The sequence below is a fragment of the Streptomyces sp. NPDC090088 genome (assembly GCF_044747345.1).
In the GTDB taxonomy this organism is placed as follows: domain Bacteria; phylum Actinomycetota; class Actinomycetes; order Streptomycetales; family Streptomycetaceae; genus Streptomyces.
This window is the reverse complement of record NZ_JBIVDZ010000011.1, coordinates 109,139-125,090: the sequence shown is the minus strand read 5'-3', so window position 1 is coordinate 125,090 and position 15,952 is coordinate 109,139. Positions and strand designations below refer to the sequence as shown.

Here is a 15,952-nt window from a genome sequence, read left to right as displayed (position 1 = left end):
CATGAGCGACGACCGTCAGACACCGGTCGCGATCGTGGGCATGGCGGTGCTGCTCCCCGGCGCCGCGGGCCTCGACGCGTACTGGCGCAATCTGCGCGACGGCGTGGACGCCATCGGCGAGGTGCCGGCAGGGCGCTGGGACGCGGACTACTACCGTCCCGGCTCCGCGACCGGGCCCGCCGTCCCCGACCAGGTCTACTGCCGGCGCGGCGGCTTCGTCGACGACCTCGCCGAGGTCGAGGTCACCCGGTACGGGATCATGCCGAACTCCGTCGACGGCACCGAACCCGACCAGCTGATCGCCCTCGACGTGGCGGCCGCCGCGATCGCGGACGCGGGCGGCGAGGAGCGGCTGCCCGAGCGGCACCGGATCGGGGTGGTGCTGGGCCGGGGCGGCTACCTCACCCCCGGTCTGGTCCGGCTCGACCAGCGGGTCCGCACCGCCGGACAACTCGTGCGCACCCTGGGCGAGTTGGTGCCCGACCTCACCCCGGGCCAGCTGGCCCGGGTGCGGGAGGCGTTCACCGAGCGGCTCGGCCCGGCCAGCCCCGAGTCGGCGATCGGCCTGGTGCCCAACCTCGCCGCCTCCCGGATCGCCAACCGCCTCGACCTGCGCGGCCCCGCCTACACCGTGGACGCGGCCTGCGCCTCCTCGCTGGTCGCTGTCGACCAGGCCGTCACCGAACTGGCCGCCGGGCGCTGCGATGTGATGCTCGCCGGGGGAGTGCACCACTGCCACGACATCACCCTGTGGAGCGTGTTCTCCCAGCTGCGCGCGCTCTCCCCGAGCGAACGCATCCGCCCCTTCCACCGCGACGCCGACGGCATCCTGATCGGCGAGGGCACCGGAGTCGTCGTCCTCAAACGCCTCGCGGACGCCGAACGGGACGGCGACCGCGTCTACGCCGTGATCCGGGGCACCGGCGTGGCCAGCGACGGCCGTACCGCCGGGCTGGTCAACCCCGATCCCGGCGGTCAGGCCCACGCCGTACGCCAGGCCTGGCGGGCCGCCGGACTCGATCCCGCCGCATCGTCCTCGGTGGGTCTGCTGGAGGCGCACGGCACCGCGACCCCGGCTGGTGACACGGCCGAACTGGCCACCCTCACTGCGGTGTTCGGGCCGGGTGTCGACCGTGAGCGGGCTGTGCTGGGCTCGGTGAAGTCGATGATCGGTCACACCATGCCGGCCGCCGGAGTCGCGGGTCTGGTGAAGGCGGCCCTCGCGCTGCACCACGCCACCCTGCTGCCCACCCTGCACTGCGACGACCCGCACCCGGCCCTGGCGGCCACCCGCTTTCGTACCCTGGACCGGGCCGAACCCTGGCGGACCACCCGCGAGCAGCCGGTCCGCAGGGCCGGGGTGAACGCCTTCGGGTTCGGCGGGATCAACGCACACGTGGTCCTGGAGGAAGCACCCCGCAGACGGCAGATCATCCGAGTGGCCGAACCCGAGCGCATCCTCCTCCTCGCCGCCGCCACCCCCGACCGCCTCGCCGAGATGCTGAACGCGTCCGACTCCACCGTGCTGGCCTCGGGTCTCGACACCGGTCGGGTGCACCCGGAGGCCGGCCCCGCCCGGCTCGGTGTCGTTGCCCCGACCGCCCGGAAACTGGCGGTCGCACGCCGGGCGGTCGCCAAGGGACGCATCTGGCAGGGGCGGAGCGACGTCTGGTTCGCACCGGATCGGCTCGGCGGACGACTGGCGTTTGTCTTCCCGGGGCTGGAGGCCGCCTTCGAACCCCAAGTGGACGATGTCGCCGCCCATTTCGGCCTACCCGGCATCCGCGCCGGTGCGCAGGTGGCGGACCTGGGTCGGCACGGCCTGCAGGTCGTCGCCGTCGGCCGCCTCCTGGACGCCGTACTGCGCCGGATGGGCGTCGTGCCGGACGCGGTCGCCGGGCACAGCGTCGGCGAGTGGACGGCGATGATGGCGGCGGGGGTGTACTCCGCCGACGAGGCCGGCGACTTCATGGCGACGTTCGACCCCGACAGTCTGGTCGTTCCCGGCTTGGCCTTCGGTGCCGTCGGAGCCCCCGCGGAACGTGTGCTGGCCGACCTGGCCAAGGAGGGCGGGGCGGCAGCGGGAGTCGTGCTCTCCCACGACAACTCGCCGAACCAGTCCATGGTGTGCGGCCCGGACGAGGCAGTGACGGCGTTTCTCCGATCGCTGCGGGCGCGGGGCGTGGTGTGCCAGGTGCTGCCGTTCCGGTCCGGCTTCCACACACCGATGCTGAAGCCGTACCTCGCTCCCATCGAGGAGGCCGCACACCGTTTCCGGCTGCACCGGCCCACCGTCCCGCTGTGGTCTGCGACGACCGCATCGCCGTACCCCCACGACGAGCCGTCGGTACGGGAGTTGTTCGTCCGGCACCTGCTGGAGCCCGTCCGCTTCCGGCAGCTGATCGAGGCCCTCTACACCGCCGGGCACCGCACCTTCGTACAGACCGGCCCCGGCCAACTCGCCTCCCTCATCGGCGACATCCTCGGCGACCGCGACCACCTCGCCGTCGCCGCCAACTCCCCGCACCGCTCCGGCATGGCCCAACTCCGGCGCGTGGCCACCGCGTTGTGGACCGCGGGGGCCGGGGTGCAGGTCGCGCCTGTGCTGCCCAGCCGTACCGCGGCAGTGAAGCAGAACCGGTCACCCGTCCGGCTGGATCTCGGCGGAGCACTGGTGTCACTCGGCGATCAGGCGACGCTCACCGAACTCCGGGCGGATCTGCGCCCCACCCCGGGCCGGGCCGCCGAGGCCCCCTGGGACGCGTTCGCGACGAGCTCACCGGCAGCCGCCGAACTCTCCGCATTGTTACGGGACACCGCGTACACGGCGGCGGAGCTGATCAGGGCGGACGGCCGAGGCCCGGCAACCGCCCACGCCGAAGCAGGCCGGCTCCGGATCCGTACCGCCGTCCCGGCTGCTCCCACCCTGCTCGCTCCCTCCCGGCGTCCCGTTGCCGCCGCTCCCCGGGTTGTCCCCGCGCCACGACGCACCACGCTCCGCGTCTCCGTCGACACGATGCCCTACCTGCTCGATCACTGCTTCTTCCCGCAGCGCCCCGACTGGCCGGACATCGGCGACCGTTTCCCGGTCGTACCGGCGACGACGATCGTCCATCACATGATGGCGGCGGCTGAACAGGCGGCTCCCGGCAAGCGGGCCGTCGCCGTGCACCAGGCGCGGTTCGACCAGTGGCTCACGGTCACCCCACCGGTCGATGTGCCGGTCGTGACGACTGCCGACGGCCCTGATCGTGTCGTCGTCTCCTTCGGCCACTGGGCCCGGGCCGTGGTCGAACTCGCCGCCCGGCCCCCTGCCTTCGCCCCCACCCCCTGGCGGCCGGATCCCGCCCCCGAACGCACCCCCGACCACACCGCCGCCCAGCTCTACTCCGAGCGCTGGATGTTCCACGGCCCGGCGTTCCAGGGCGTCACCGAGCTTGCTGCGATCGGCGACCGGCACGTTCGTGGAGTGATCACCACGCCCGCCGCCCCGGGCGCGCTCCTCGACAACGTCGGCCAGATTCTCGGCTACTGGATCATGGCCACCCGTACCGAGCGGACCGTCGTCTTCCCGGTGCAGATGCGGGAGGTGCGTTTCCACGGCCCGCACCCGGCCCCCGGCACCGAGGTCGGCTGCCTGGTGCGGATCACCTCGCTCACCGACACCGTCCTGGAGGCGGACGTCCAGCTGACGGTGGACGGCCGGGTGTGGGCGAGCATCGGCGGCTGGCAGGACCGGCGCTTCGACAACGACCCGAAAACCCGGCCGGCCGAGCGCTTCCCGGAGTGCAATACGTTCTCCGAGGCCCGTCCCGGTGGCTGGGTCCTCCTGCACGAGCGGTGGCCCGATCTGGCCTCCCGCGAGCTGATCATGCGCAACTCGCTGGGCAGCGGAGAGCGTGCCGAGTACGCCGCGCATCCGCCGCGCGGCCGCCGGCAGTGGCTGCTCGGCCGGATCGCCGTCAAAGACGCCGTACGGCAGTGGCTCTGGCGGGATGGAGAGGATCCGATCTACCCGGCGGAGCTGCGCGTGCTCTGCGACTGGGCGGGCCGCCCCTACGTCACCGGCCTGCACGGCCGCAGGCTGCCACCGCTGGACGTCTCCCTCGCCCACCGGGCCGAGGCGGCCGTGGCGATCGTACGGCCGCACACCCCAGGACCCGGCCCGGGCATCGACCTCGAAGAAGTCACCGCACCGGACCGGGCGACCTTGGCCGTCGCCCTCGGCGCGGACGAGATCCGGCTGCTGCACGACCTCTCCACCGACGACTCCCAGGCGTTGTGGTTCACCCGGTTCTGGGCCGCGAAGGAGGCGGTCGCCAAGGCGGAGGGCAGCGGATTCGGCGGCCGGCCGCGCGACTTCCGGGTCCGTGAGGCCGCGGCCGACCGGCTCGTGGTCTCCGGACGCCTGGCGGACGCGTACCCGGTGCGCTGTGAGCGGACGACCAACCCCGACGGGCTGCCGGAACGCGACTACGTCGTGGCCTGGACGACCGGACCCACCCCCGAGAAGGAGTACGACCGATGACCACCAGCCAGCCACCGCTGATCCGCGCGGACGAGGGACCGGTGTTCGCCGACATCACCGACATGCTCGCCTGCCTCCTGGAGGACGAGTACGGCCTGGACGACGTCGACATCGACATGACCAGCACCTTCCACCGCGACCTGGAGCTGGAGAGCATCGACCTGGTCACCCTCGCCGGACTGCTGGAGCAGCGGTACGGGACGCGGGTCAACTTCGCCGAGTTCCTGGCCGGGATGGAGTTCGACGAGATCATCGAGCTGACCGTCGGCCGGCTCGTCGAGTACGTCGTGTGGAGCCTGAAGGCCACGGAGGCGGGCTGAGCCATGCCCATGGTCGACACCGGAGACGTCCGGCTGCACGTACAACGGATGGGCCCCCGAGACGGCCACCCGGCCGTCGGCACCGTTCTTCTCGTGCACGGGCTGCTCACCGACAGCCTGGCCAGCTACTACTTCACCGTCGCCCCGGCCTTCGCCGCCGCCGGGCTCGACGTGGTCATGTACGACCTGCGCGGCCACGGCCGCAGCGGCCGCCCGCCGACCGGCTACACCCTCGACGACGCCGTCGACGACCTGGCGGCCCTGCTCGACCGGCTGGCGGTGACCGGCCCGGTGCATCTCGTCGGCAACTCCTACGGCGGAACCGTCGCCTTCGGGTACGCGGCGCGCCACCCCGAGCGGGCGGCCTCCGTCTCCCTGATCGAGTCGGAACCGGCGACCGCGGCCTGGGCGGCGAAACTGGACGGCATCCTGCGGCGTGTGCAGCGCGAACTGGCGTACAACGAGACCGACGCGCTCGCCTGGATCACCGTCAACCGTGGCCACAACACGGCGCGTCTGGCCAGGGGCGCCGCCCGGCTGGCTCGCGAGACCACCCTTGTCCGGGACATCCCGGCCAGCAGCGTGCTGACCGAGGACGGGATGAGAGCCGTGGGCTGTCCGGTGCTGGGTGTCTACGGCGGTGACTCCGACCTGGCCGCACTCGTGCCGTGGCTGGAGGCGTCCCTGCCGGACTGCCGGACGGTCGTGGTACCGGGCCACGAGCACTCCGTGCTGGTGGAGGCGGCCGGAACGGTCGGCGGTCATGTCCTGGCGCTGATCGAGGGGAGCGGCGGGCGTGGCCCGGGACGGGCATCGATCCCCGGCGGCGGCGGTCGGGCGTCGGGCGCGGCAGGGCCGGCGGTCCGGTGAGCCGGTTCCTGTTCGTCGCACCGCCGTTGGCCGGGCACATCAACCCGGCCGTCGGCGTCGCCGCTGAACTCACCGCGCGCGGGCATGCGGTGGCGTGGGTCTGCGCCGCCCCCGCGCTCGTGCGGCGGCCCGCGGGTGTCGACGCCGTGGTGTACCCGTGCGCCGGACCGATGCCGGGCACGGGCGACCGGGTACGGCCGCCGGAGCTGCGCGGGCCGGAGGCGATGAGGTTCCTCTGGGAGCGGTTCCTGGTGCCGCTCGCCGACGCGATGGCACCCGGAGTCGTGGCTGCCGTCGGGGACTTCCGGCCCGACGCCGTCGTCGCCGATCAACAGGCGTTCGCCGGCGCCCTGGTGGCCGAACGGCTCGGCGTGCCCTGGGCCACCTCCGCCACCACGTCGGCCGAATTCACCGACCCGCTGGCCGGGATGCCGAAGGTCGCGCTCTGGCTGGACGGGATGCTGCGCGAACTGCGCAACCGGATCGGGGATCCGGCGGGCACCGCCGACCCCCGCTTCTCCCCGCACCTGGTACTGGCGTTCACCATCGAGGAGTTGGCCGGTCCGGTGGTCCGGGAGGGCGTCCGGATCAGCTATGTGGGGCCCTCGATCGCGCACCGGGCCGCCGTGTCCGGATTCCCCTGGGAACGGCTCGACCCCGGCCGCCAACGCGTCCTGGTGACGCTGGGCACGGTCAACGCCGATGCCGGGGCCCGCTTCCTCGACGTGTGTCTGGCCGCGGCACGCGAGCGGGCACACCGGCTGCAGACGGTGATCGTCGACCCCGGCCGGGCGCTGGGTGCCGAAGACCCCCGGGACAGGGACGTGCTCGTGCTGTCCTCGGTGCCTCAACTCGCCCTGCTGGAAAGGGTGGACGCGGTCGTCTGCCACGCCGGTCACAACACGGTCTGTGAGGCCCTGTGGCACGGTGTCCCCCTTGTCGTGGCCCCCATCCGGGACGACCAGCCGGTGGTGGCCGGACAGGTGACCGGCGCCGGGGCGGGCGTCCGGATCCGCTTCGGCCGGGTCACCGCGCGACGGCTGGGGGCCGCCCTCGACGTCGTACTGCGCGATCCGGGCCCTCGTGCGGCGGCCGGACGGATCCGTACGGCGCTTCGCGCCGCCGGGGGCGGCGGAGCCGCCGCGACCCACCTGGAGCGGCTGGCCGACGGCGTGGTGCCGAAGGAGGACGAGTGAGCGACACGTACCACCACCCGGCACCGAGCCGCGACGAGCGGGTCGCCGGACCGCGCGACGCCTACCGGGCCGAACTCGCCGAGGGCGTCGACCGGTTCTTCGAACCACGGCGCACCACCTGCCCCTGGTGCGGCTCCGACCGGCTGACCACCCGTCTGCGCACCAAGGACCTCATCCAGCACAAGCCCGGCCGGTTCGTCCTGGACCGGTGCGAGCGGTGCCGGCACACCTTCCAGAACCCGCGGCTCAGCAACGCCGGGCTGGAGTTCTACCACCGGGACCTCTACGACGGCCCGGGGGAGAAACAGGTGGGAAGCATCTTCGCGGACCGCACGCGGAGGTACGTACGGCGTGCCGAATCCGTGCTGCCCTTCGCGCCCGCGCCCGGTAACTGGCTGGATGTCGGCACCGGCCGCGGCCACTTCTGCGAGGCCGCCCGCACGGTCCACCCCGGCACCGTCTTCGACGGCACGGACATCACCGACGGCGTCGACTCGCCGCGCGTGCCGGACGCGTGCGGCACGGTCACCGCGGTCATCTCACCGAACTGGTCGGGAACTCGGCGATCCCTATGACGTCGTCAGTATGTTCCACTACCTGGAGCACAGCACCGAACCGGCCGCTGAACTGATGGCGGCCCGGCGGGCCGTGCGCCCCGGCGGCCATCTGCTGGTCGAGGTCCCCGCCCCCGACAGCCGCTACGCCCGCCTCCTCGGCCGCTGGTGGCTGCCTTGGCTGCAACCGCAGCACCTGCACTTCATGCCGATCGAGAACCTCCGCCGCGAGCTGCGGAACCTCGGCTTCACGGTGGTGGCGGAGCGGCACGCCGATCCGCACGACCCCGTCGACCTGCTGGCCGCCGGGGTCCCGGCCCTCCTCGCGGGCACCGTGCTGGACCGGTTCGTCGTAGGACCGCTGGCTCGTCCGCTGGGTCTGTCCAACGCCTACCGGCTGGTGGCCCGCAGGGACTGAGCACACGACCGTAGGTGTGTGGCCCGTCCCGGCCGGGACGGGCCACACACGGCCGGGCCTTCGCCGGCCCGAAGGAGCCTCAGAAGACGCTGCCGAGGTCCTTGCGGACGATGGTCGCCATGCTGTGCTCGGCGAGTGCGGCGATCGTGTAGGACGGGTTGCAGGCTCCGGTGGAGCCGGGAATGCGGGCGCCGTCCAGGACGTAGAGACCGGTGTGGCCGAGGACGCGGCCGTAGAGGTCGACGGCGTCACCCATCGGCACACCGCCCAGCGCATGCCAGGTGGAGGGCGCCGTGGCGTTGGTGTCGATCATGAGGCCGCCACCCACCGCGGCGATGGCCTCCACCCGCGCCGTGATCAGCGCCTGGAGTACCGCGTCCGCGGTGCTCGGCCAGGTCAGCACGGCGTCGTCCTTGGCGGCGTCGTAGGCCCAGGTGCCCTTGCCCTCGACGATGCCGTAGCCGACGACGGTCACCAGGGTGGTGCCCGAGACCTGGGCCGGCGACCCCGCGTGGACGAGGGTGAAGGGAACCAGCGCGTTCGAGTCGGTGGCGCCGATGCAGGCCGGGCCGCCCTGCTGGGTGCCGGCGTCCCCGTTCGGGTTGAGCCACGCCCAGATCCGGTCACCGTTGTTGCCCCACTGGGTGCCGACGGCGTCCGGCAGGTCCGGCACCAGGCCCTTGGCGCGGGACTTGACCAGCAGCCGGGTGGTGCCGGGCGAACCGGCGTTCAGGAACACCGCGTCGGCGGTGACCTGGATCCTCTCCTGGACGGCTCCGCCGGTGTCGATGCGGTCCACGGACAGCACCCAGCGCTTCTTCGCGTCCATCGACAGATCCCGTACGACGTGCAGGGGCGCCACCTCGACCAGACCGGTCGCCTCCGCCTGGGCGAGATACGTGACGTCGATGGAGTGTTTGCCGCCGTTGTCGACCCCGAACGCGATGTCGCTCGTCGTGTACGTCGGCTCGTACGTGCCGGTCAACTCCTTGCGGGCGTAGCCCCAGTCGATGGGCAGGGGCACCCGGAACGGCTGCATGCCCACCTTCGGCAGCACGCTCCGGAAGAGGCGGGAGGACTTGTAGGCATCGGACGCCAGCAGGTCGTCGGGGATGGGGGAGACGCCCAGCGTCCGGGAGACCGTGGGGTAGGCCACCTTGTCCAGGTAGTCGTAGAAGTCCGCGGCCAGCGGGATGGAGCGGGCGAAGTTCTCCTCGGTGGGCTGCAGGGTCATGCCGTGGTACGTGATCGAGCCACCGCCGACCGCGGCGCCGACGTTGGCCGTCATGCCGTTGCCCTCGACGGCCTCGATGACGCCGGTGTAGGGCGTCCAGGTCTTGTCGACGCCGGGCACGATGGAGTGGTCGGTGAGCCAGGCGGAGCGGTTGTCCATGTTCGCGAAGCGGCAGAACGTGGTCGCGTTCGGGCCGGTGACCCAGCGCCGGCCGCGCTCCAGGACCAGGGTCCTCACCCCGGCCTGCGCGAGGCGGAGCGCCGTGACCCCGCCGCCGAAGCCCGTGCCCACAACGACGGCACGGGCCGTCAGTTCGGTCACGTCCGCCTTGGTGCCGGCAGCGGTCGTAGCCGCTCCCGCCGTACCCGCACGGGTCAGCGCGGCCGTGGCTCCCAGCGCGGCCGTCGTGCCCAGCAGTTTGCGACGGCTGATGCGGTGCGGTGGGGGTTGGGGGACGGAGGAAGGAGCAGTGCGGGACATGGGGGACTCCCGTCGGGAAGGGGTGAATGGTGGGCCACGCGCCCACGAGGGCTGGACCGGGTCGGGTCGGGCGGTCCGTCTCAGTTGCGGCGAAGCCGGGTACCGAGCCGTCTGGCCGCGGCCCTTGCCTGTGTTCCGCACCGGGTGATCCGGTATTCCGAGACCGCGGGGCGACCACAGTCGTGCGCGAGGCTCACTGGTTCCATGACCGGTGGATTCAACCCCTGCCGAAGGACGGCGGCGCGGGTCCGTTCCCAGTGACCGGGACCGCCGCTCCGACTGTCGGGACCTGCGCGGCAGGTCTGGCTCAGGAAGACCCGCCTTGGCAAGGAGGGTCTCGACGTACCGGCAGAAGGATGGCGGAAGGGTGTTCCGGGTCGTGGTGGACCGTCTGGTCTGCGGGGAGCAGGCGGGTCGCCGTGGCATGCGGTTCGCCGGTGCCGGGGTTGCGGGCATAGCGGGGGAAGGCACCGCTGGAGACCTGGACACGGACCCGGTGCCCGCGCCGGAACCGATGTGCGGTCGGCCACAGCCGGACGGCCGCGCAGGCGAGTTCGTCGGCCCCACTGAGACCGACCAGCCCGTCGCAGACGTTGACGGATCTGCCGCGGGGGTCGACATCGCAGAGACGGACGAACACGTCGGCGTACGGCAAGCTGGAGCGGAACCAGATCTCGGCGCCGACCTCACCGATCACCTCGACGTCCCGGTCCAGTACGGGCGTGGTGTAGGTCAGCACGTCCCTCCGGGCCTCGAGCCCGGTGTTGTCGACAGGGCCGCCACCCGCGGCGCGTATGCCGCCGACCGCGGGGGTGGGGTCGTTCGGGTCGTACCGGTACCGGTCGGGAGCGGACTCGGCGGGCATGTCTGCGGAGAGCGCGGCGCCCTGGTGCAGATGAAGTCGGCGGGGCGGGTATCCGGCCGGTGGCCAGGTGTCGAAGTCACGCCATCTCTCCTCGCCCGTTACATACAGCCGCACCGGTGCGCGAGGCGCCGGGCGCGCACCGCGCGCGTACGGGAGACCGAATTCGACGGCCTCCCGGAACGGCACGCCGGTGAGGGCTTGGTGCACCCATGGCCCGACGGTCAGCCGGGCCGGAACCCCGGCCTCCTGAAGGATGCGGAAGTCGCGCAGCTGGCCGGGGAGAAAGATGTCGTACCAGCCGGCGACGGAACTGACCGGCACCTTCACCCGGCCCACCCGGTGCCGGTGGTCGACGCCGGCCCAGCGCGGAGCGTCCGCGGGATGGAGGAGAACGTCCTGGGCATAGCCGATGTGGTGCCCGGTGGCGGCCAGGTCGGCGTCGCGCAGCGGCACGGTGCGCAACGCCCTGCTTGTCCGGCGGATCCGGAGCAGCCCGCCGAGCACCCCGCGCGGCTGCGGGCCGGCGTTGGTGACACCCCAGACGAACGGCGTCTCCAGCGCGAGGCCGTCGCGGCGCAGGAACTCCAGGGTCAGTGCCGACTCGGTCACCTGCGGGATCAGCGCCTTGACCTGGATCGGCAGCTGATCGGCGACGGCCCAGTGCGCGTACCCGAGGTAGCTGGCGCCGACCAGCACCACGGAGTCGCCGCACCAGGGTTGACCGACCAGCCAGTCGAGGGTGGCGAGGCCGTCCGCACGCTCCTGCCGGGCCGGGTCGAAGACACCACCCGAGCCGTGCGTGCCCCGCACGCTCTGGATCAGCACCCGGTATCCGCGCTCGGCCAGCGGCCTGACGCCGGCGGCGCCGACCAGTCCACGTCGGCCGTACGGGCTGCGCATCAGGGCGACCGGCCAGGACGCGCCCCCGGAGCGCGGTTCCCACAGGTCCGCCAGCAGCTCGACACCGTCGGGCATGGGCACCGGCAGATCCCGCCGGACGACCAGGTCCCGAGTGACGGGCGGGTCCAGGTCCAGAACGCGCTCGAGAACGCGGCTGCCCAGCCTCACCGGGACCCCCGTCCCACGGTCTTGGTCCGCAGGTATCCGTCGAGCCGGAATCCGCCCCGCTGGTTCACTCCCGCGCCGCCGCCGACGGCGGCGATCCCTTGGAAGCAGCGCACACCCATCGGCTCTGCCCTCCCGAGCGTCAGGCCGTCGCGAACGTGGCCGGGCCGACTGGTCCGCTTCCGCACGGTCCCACAGGCAGAGGGTCGGTGAGGGGCCCACTCCTGCTGGGCGGGACGGGCGACCGGCACGGATCCGGGTCCCCGGCTCCGCATGACGGTACGCCGGCGAGGTGCGGGCCTTCGCCCTGCTCCGACAGCCGATCCGGACCACACTTCTCAGGAGCAACGCGCACACGCTGCTAACGTGGGGCGACGAGCCGCGCCAGGCAGCACGGGGAGCGTGACTCCGGCGTTCCTGATCCGGCCCGGAGCATGGCGCGTGGATGGGCGAACCCGACCGCTTGGGGGAGACGTGGGGAGAGGCGCCGAGCCGCGACAGCCGGCCGCGCCCGTCTCGCGCGGGCAGGCCGCCCGGCGCGTCCGCATCCTTCGGGCGGCTTCGGAACTCGCCGCCCGCGGCGGGCTCGCCAACGTCCAGATGCAGGACGTCGCCAAGGAGGCCCGGGTCGCCCTCGGCACGCTGTACCGCTACTTCCCTTCCAAACCCTATTTGTTCAGCGCGGTCTTCGAGTGGCACATCGAGACGATCCTCCAGGGCCACGGCGAGGACGGCCCTCCCCAGGCGACCGCGGACCGGGCGGCCCAGGTGGGCGACACCCTGGTGGCACTGAGTCTCAAACTTCTGGACACCCCACTGCTGGCCTCGGCCGCCGCCCTGTCCGCCTTCGCCGAGTACTCGGGCACACTCCCGGGCCGCTTCGACGTCGTCGAGACCGGCCTAGGCCAGACGCTGCTACGGCTCCTGGCCGTGTCCGATCCCAGTGAACAGGACCGCAGCGTGGTGCGGCTGCTCATCTACAGCTGGTGGGGACTGTTCGTGGCCATGCTCACCGAGGAGATCACGGCCCGGCAGGCCGAGTCGGACCTGCGGCTGGCAGCACGGCTGATCGCCGCGCCGTGCAGCGCAGGCCGACACGGGTAACCGCACTGCCCGTCGAATCCCGGCAGTGAGCATGATGAGGCGTCACATCACTTACGCAAAGCGGAAGTCGGCGGATTCGTCTGTGCACACCTCTTGGTCGGCGACCGCGACAGCGGTACCTTGGCCTCGTTTCAAACTGGAATATATTCTAGTTTTAACAGAGAGGTGCCGACGATGACGTCCGCCCTTGACCTCGGCCCACGTCTCGACGTGGAACGGCCCGCACTGCCTCCGTCGATGATGGAACGCGTGACGTTGATCATGGATCTCTTCGAGCATCCGCGGACGTGCCTGATGCTGGAAACGGTCTCCCACCGGACGAGACTTCCGCGCTCGACCGCCCACCGGATACTGGATCAACTGGTCCGCCTGCACTGGCTCCAGCACATGGAGATCGGATACATGCTGGGCCCGCGGGCCCTGGGCCTCGGGGGACGGGAGATCGGACACGGTGCCCTGCGCACCGCCGCGGCCCCCCAGTTGCTGGAGCTGGCGGTGCGCAGCCGCATGGCCGTCCATCTGGCGGTACTTGACGGGCCCGAGATCTACTACCTCGACAAGATCGGGGGCCGCGCGGCGGTCGACGTCCCGTCGCAGGTCGGTGGCAGAGAGGTCGCCCACTGCACCAGCCTCGGCAAGGCGATGCTCGCCTGGCTGACCCCGGAGGAGGTCGACGCGCTGTACGGGCCCGAGATGAAGCGCCGCACCGCTCGCAGTATCGACCAGGTCGATGTCCTGCACCGGGAACTCGGAGTCGTACGCCGTCGCAACGGGCTCGCCCTCGACGAGGGGGAGTGCTTCGCGGGCATCGCCTGCCTCGGACTCGCCATCCGCGGGCCCGCCGGTCCGGTCGGCGCGATCTCCGTCGTCGGCGACGCACGCGCCACGGTGGAACGCGTCGCACCGCTGATGGTGAACGTGGTCCGCGCCGTGTCCGAGCGGTACTTCTCCGCTCAGCGCGCGTTTCACCCCACGTCCTGACGGCATCCGGCCGCCATGGAACATGCCGTTCTTCGCGGTCCTCGGCGTCGTCGTCGGCGACGATCCGACGCAGGCCGCCCGCGCACCCCGGAGCACAGCATGCCCTTGGCGCGCGTCGCCACCGCCGTGGACTGAAGCGGGCGACCCTCACTGGCACCCTGGTCGTCGTGTCCAACTCCTACGCGCAGCCCATCTTGAGAACGGCGGACCTTTCGGAGGGATTGCGCATCGTCCAGAGGCTGTCGAGGGTGCTGGCCCTGCTGCCGGATGCCGAGTGGTGGGCGCAAGGAGAGAGGGACGGCGCCTCGGGCACAGGGAATGACCCGAAGGCCTGCCGGCCCGTCTGGCTACGCCGCTGGGCCGGGACGCCCGAGACCGTGGAGCCGTTCCTCACGGCCGTGGGCGACGACCCGGCCACGGTGCGCTGGGACTTCAACGCCTGGCCCGAGGCTCCGGAGGTAGGCCTGGGGGTCGGAGGCACCCGCGGCGCGTTCGTCACCCTGTGCGCGCATGCCCGCGACCTCGATCTGGAAGAAACTGCGGCCGACCACACGGTGTTCGTCCACGTCGAGCAAGGTGAGGCCGAGCGAGCGCCATGGCTTGCGGCCCAAGTCGGGCTGCGAGTGATCGGCGACTTGGTGATGGCACCGTACTGAGGATCCGTGACACAGATACCTGCTCACGACTTCACGACCGTCACCGAAGGCCCCTGGGTCATGCAAACAACAGGTTGGAAAAGGGTCAGTGACCGAGAAGGGCGCCTGACGGGAGATCTCCCAGTTCAGGCGCCCCTTTCACGTGCCTCTAGAAGAAGCCCAGCTTCTTCGGGGAGTACGACACGAGCAGGTTCTTGGTCTGCTGGTAGTGCTCCAGCATCATCTTGTGGTTCTCGCGGCCGATCCCGGACTGCTTGTAGCCGCCGAAGGCCGCGTGCGCCGGGTAGGCGTGGTAGCAGTTGGTCCAGACGCGGCCCGCCTGGATGGCGCGGCCCGCGCGGTACGCGGTGTTGATGTCGCGGGTCCAGACGCCGGCGCCGAGGCCGTACAGCGTGTCGTTGGCGATTTTGATCGCGTCGTCGAAGTCGTCGAAGGACGTCACCGAGACGACGGGGCCGAAGATCTCCTCCTGGAAGATCCGCATGCGGTTGCCGCCCTCGAAGATGGTCGGCTGGACGTAGTAGCCGCCCTTCAACTCGCCGTCATGCTCGATACGTTCGCCGCCGATGAGGACCTTCGCGCCCTCCTGCCGGCCGATGTCCAGGTAGGAGAGGATCTTCTCCAGCTGGTCGTTGGAGGCCTGCGCGCCGATCATCGTCTCGGTGTCGAGGGGGTGGCCCGGCTTGATCTGGCGGGTGCGGTCGACCGCCGCCGCCATGAACTCGGCGTAGTTGCCGCGCTGGACGAGGGCCCGGGACGGGCAGGTGCAGACCTCGCCCTGGTTGAGCGCGAACATCGTGAAGCCTTCGAGGGCCTTGTCGCGGAAGTCGTCGTCGTGCGCCCAGACGTCGTCGAAGAAGATGTTCGGGGACTTGCCGCCCAGTTCGAGGGTGACCGGCTTGATGTTCTCCGAGGCGTACTGCATGATCAGCCGCCCGGTGGTGGTCTCGCCCGTGAAGGCGACCTTCGCCACGCGCGGACTGGACGCCAGCGGTTTGCCCGCCTCCACGCCGAAGCCGTTGACGATGTTCACCACGCCCGGGGGCAGGAGGTCGGCGATCAGGCTCATCCAGTAGTGGATGGAGGCCGGGGTCTGCTCGGCGGGCTTGATGACGACCGCGTTCCCGGCGGCGAGGGCCGGCGCGAGCTTCCAGGTGGCCATCAGGATGGGGAAGTTCCAGGGGATGATCTGGGCCACGACGCCGAGCGGCTCATGGAAGTGGTACGCCACCGTGTCGTCGTCGACCTCGCCCAGCGAACCCTCCTGCGCGCGGATCGCCCCCGCGAAGTAGCGGAAGTGGTCGATCGCCAGGGGGATGTCGGCGGCCAGCGTCTCGCGCACCGGCTTGCCGTTCTCCCAGCTCTCGGCGACCGCGAGCGGTTCGAGATAGGCCTCCATCCGGTCGGCGATCTTGAGGAGGATGTCGGAGCGCTCCGACACCGACGTACGGCCCCAGCCCGGCGCGGCCGCGTGCGCCGCGTCCAGCGCCCGCTCCACGTCCTCGGCGGTGCCCCGCGCGACCTCGGTGAACGGCTGCCCGTTCACCGGCGACGGGTTCTCGAAGTACTGCCCCCGGGCCGGCGGCACGTACTCGCCGCCGATGAAGTGGTCGTAGCGCGCCTGGTAGGAGACGATCGCGCCCTCGGTGCCGGGCGCCGCGTAACGAGTCATGCTGGCCTG

General features: G+C 71.7%; 10 protein-coding genes and 1 pseudogene. 8 read left to right on the top strand and 3 right to left on the bottom strand.

The features are described from left to right. Position 1 precedes the first annotated feature (1 nt). The 5 genes and pseudogenes from ACIPSJ_RS42830 to ACIPSJ_RS42810 all read left to right on the top strand — a co-directional run bounded on the left by ACIPSJ_RS42830 (position 2) and on the right by ACIPSJ_RS42810 (position 7,886). Positions 2-4,528 (top strand): type I polyketide synthase, encoded by a 4,527-nt coding sequence (locus ACIPSJ_RS42830; RefSeq protein ID WP_401354239.1) that lies wholly within the window; start codon positions 2-4, stop codon positions 4,526-4,528. Next, positions 4,525-4,848, top strand: coding sequence for an acyl carrier protein (locus tag ACIPSJ_RS42825; protein ID WP_401354237.1), 324 nt, complete (start codon positions 4,525-4,527; stop codon positions 4,846-4,848). Before ACIPSJ_RS42830 ends, ACIPSJ_RS42825 begins: the two co-directional genes overlap by 4 nt. A 3-nt stretch (positions 4,849-4,851) precedes the next feature. Further along, positions 4,852-5,718, top strand: coding sequence for an alpha/beta fold hydrolase (locus tag ACIPSJ_RS42820; RefSeq protein WP_401354234.1), 867 nt, complete (start codon positions 4,852-4,854; stop codon positions 5,716-5,718). Next, positions 5,715-6,914, top strand: coding sequence for a glycosyltransferase (locus ACIPSJ_RS42815; RefSeq protein ID WP_401354232.1), 1,200 nt, complete (start codon positions 5,715-5,717; stop codon positions 6,912-6,914). The genes ACIPSJ_RS42820 and ACIPSJ_RS42815 overlap by 4 nt, the downstream gene beginning before the upstream one ends. Next, positions 6,911-7,886, top strand: a pseudogene (locus ACIPSJ_RS42810) (class I SAM-dependent methyltransferase). The gene ACIPSJ_RS42815 and the pseudogene ACIPSJ_RS42810 overlap by 4 nt, the downstream one beginning before the upstream one ends. A 79-nt stretch (positions 7,887-7,965) precedes the next feature. On the opposite strand, the gene ACIPSJ_RS42805 reads toward ACIPSJ_RS42810, so the two are convergent. Next, the gene (locus ACIPSJ_RS42805; RefSeq protein ID WP_359219648.1) at positions 7,966-9,600 is read right to left on the bottom strand and encodes a GMC oxidoreductase; all 1,635 of its coding nucleotides are present in this window, start codon (positions 9,598-9,600) and stop codon (positions 7,966-7,968) included. A 307-nt stretch (positions 9,601-9,907) separates the two neighbouring features. Continuing rightward, positions 9,908-11,533 carry a CocE/NonD family hydrolase gene (locus ACIPSJ_RS42800; RefSeq protein WP_401354229.1) on the bottom strand — a complete coding sequence of 542 codons (1,626 nt, stop codon included), beginning with the start codon at positions 11,531-11,533 and terminating at the stop codon, positions 9,908-9,910. 471 nt (positions 11,534-12,004) lie between these two features. Here ACIPSJ_RS42800 and ACIPSJ_RS42795 point away from each other — a divergent pair, with 471 nt between their 5' ends. The 3 genes from ACIPSJ_RS42795 (at position 12,005) to ACIPSJ_RS42785 (ending at position 14,271) form a co-directional block, all read left to right on the top strand. Then, entirely contained in the window at positions 12,005-12,634 is a 630-nt protein-coding gene (locus ACIPSJ_RS42795; RefSeq protein ID WP_359219652.1) for a TetR/AcrR family transcriptional regulator, read from the top strand. Positions 12,635-12,808: 174 nt separating this feature from the next. Then, positions 12,809-13,615, top strand: a complete 807-nt coding sequence (locus ACIPSJ_RS42790) for an IclR family transcriptional regulator (RefSeq protein WP_359219654.1) — start codon at positions 12,809-12,811, stop codon at positions 13,613-13,615. A 167-nt stretch (positions 13,616-13,782) separates the two neighbouring features. After that, on the top strand, positions 13,783-14,271 hold the full coding sequence (locus ACIPSJ_RS42785; RefSeq protein ID WP_401354227.1) for a hypothetical protein: 489 nt from the start codon (positions 13,783-13,785) through the stop codon (positions 14,269-14,271). Between the two features lie 148 nt (positions 14,272-14,419). Here ACIPSJ_RS42785 and ACIPSJ_RS42780 read toward each other — a convergent pair whose 3' ends face one another. Beyond that, the gene (locus tag ACIPSJ_RS42780) at positions 14,420-15,943 is read right to left on the bottom strand and encodes an aldehyde dehydrogenase family protein (protein ID WP_401354225.1); all 1,524 of its coding nucleotides are present in this window, start codon (positions 15,941-15,943) and stop codon (positions 14,420-14,422) included. Between the last annotated feature and the right edge of the window lie 9 nt (positions 15,944-15,952).